This is a genomic window from Acinetobacter sp. AKBS16, from assembly GCF_002899995.1.
In the GTDB taxonomy this organism is placed as follows: Bacteria; Pseudomonadota; Gammaproteobacteria; order Pseudomonadales; family Moraxellaceae; genus Acinetobacter; species Acinetobacter baumannii.
On sequence record NZ_POYH01000042.1, the window covers coordinates 1 to 927 of the forward strand.

Below are 927 nucleotides of genomic sequence, written 5' to 3' on the forward strand. Positions count from 1 at the left end.
CACCGCCAGTTACACCACCGATAATATCTGTAATCACTTCAAGTGGGTTGCCATCAACACCACCAGTTACGCCACCAATAACATCAGTAACACTTCCAACCACACCAGTGACAATACCTGTAGCAGTTGTGCCATTTGTAATAAGCGTATCGAGAATACCGGTCGCTGATTCAGTAGCGCCTTGAATATCACCACCGACTAAATCAGAAACAACTTCAAGAGCACCATTGACTGTGTCACGAGAAGTTTCAAAAGTTAATGTGCCAAGGTCTGCAATTTCAGAAACTGGATGCTCAGCTTGAGGTAATACACCAATAACTGCATCAGCTACAGTTTCAATGCCTGTATTAATAATTTCAGTTTTTAAGCTTTCAACGCCTTGAAGAATATCAATGCCGCCTTGAACAACATCGATTACTGGAGAGATTGGAGAAGTTCCACCGACAACACCACCCGTTACTCCGCCGATAATGTCAGTAACAACTTCAAGAGGGTTACCTGTAACGCCACCCGTTACGCCGCCAATAATATTGGTTACAGTATCAATTGGGCTTGTAGACCCTACAGTACCTGTTACGGTACCAACTACATTAGAAACTAAGTCTGTGGTTGTATGTGAAACTGTATCGGTTACAGTTGAAATCACATTAGAAAGTAAGCTTGTTGTTGAAACATTAGCAATGTTGATATCAGAAACATTTACATTAACAGAGGAACCTGTGTTTACTACAGGGGTTATCGATACAATATTACCCAGGTCCTGAGTAACTTTTGATATTGAAGAGACGAGATTTTTCAGTAAGAACATGGTGGTCTATTTCCTGTGTATTTATGTATTTTTAAGTAAGTATTTATATATTGCGTTACGCAATTATTGAGATATGTATCGCAATAATTAAAAATTAGTATTGTGTAGATCTCAAAAAG

1 pseudogene is annotated in these 927 nt (G+C 39.2%); it reads right to left on the reverse strand.

Going from position 1 to position 927, the window contains the following annotated elements:
- A pseudogene (locus C1642_RS06480) lies at nucleotides 1-808 on the reverse strand (hypothetical protein); the annotation flags it as partial.
- Nucleotides 809-927 lie beyond the last annotated feature (119 nt).